At 21.7% G+C, this 644-nt stretch carries 1 protein-coding gene; it reads left to right on the top strand.

The annotated features are described in order from the left end of the window. Positions 1 to 592: tetratricopeptide repeat protein (locus KGF52_RS21050; RefSeq protein ID WP_227841528.1), on the top strand; the 592-nt coding region annotated here is incomplete at its 5' end. Between the last annotated feature and the right edge of the window lie 52 nt (positions 593 to 644).

Genomic DNA, 644 nt, shown 5'->3' with positions numbered 1-644 from the left:
TATATATAGTTCTTATAAGATGAATAATTTAAAAAAGCAGATGTCTGAAAATACTAGTGTTAAAAATGAAGAAAAACTAAATTCTAGCTTAAATGATAAAGAAAATAAGGAAAAGACTTCTAATTCAAATAATAATGATAGAAGTGATGATAAAGAAGATATAAACTCTGAAAAAAATACTGTAGATAATGAAAATGATAAAAATACTGATTTATTTACAGAAGATGAATTGATGTCTAAAGCGAATAATTTAAAGAAGGAAAAGAAAACAAAGTCTTCTATACAGTTATATAAAAAGGTAGTAGATACTGGTGGAAATAAAGGGAATACATCAGAAGCAACTTATCAAGTAGCTACTCTTAGTGAAAAATTAAAAGACTATAGTACTGCTGAAGAATATTATAAAATGTATGTAGAAAATTACTCAGAAGAAGATGCCTATTTTGATGAATCATATTATAATTTAGGTATGATGTATTATAATAAAGGTGATTTAAAAAATTCTAAATTGACATTAAAAAAACTAGTTAATAAAGTTCCTAATAGTATGTATAATAACTCAAAGGTAAAGGAAATTTTAAAAGAAGAATAAAAAATAAATAAGAAAAATAAACTATTTCATTTTAAAATAATTTATTTATAAT

The organism is Clostridioides sp. ZZV15-6597, from assembly GCF_020657815.1.
Classification (GTDB): Bacteria; Bacillota; Clostridia; order Peptostreptococcales; family Peptostreptococcaceae; genus Clostridioides.
This window is presented reverse-complemented; position numbering and strand designations above follow the sequence as displayed.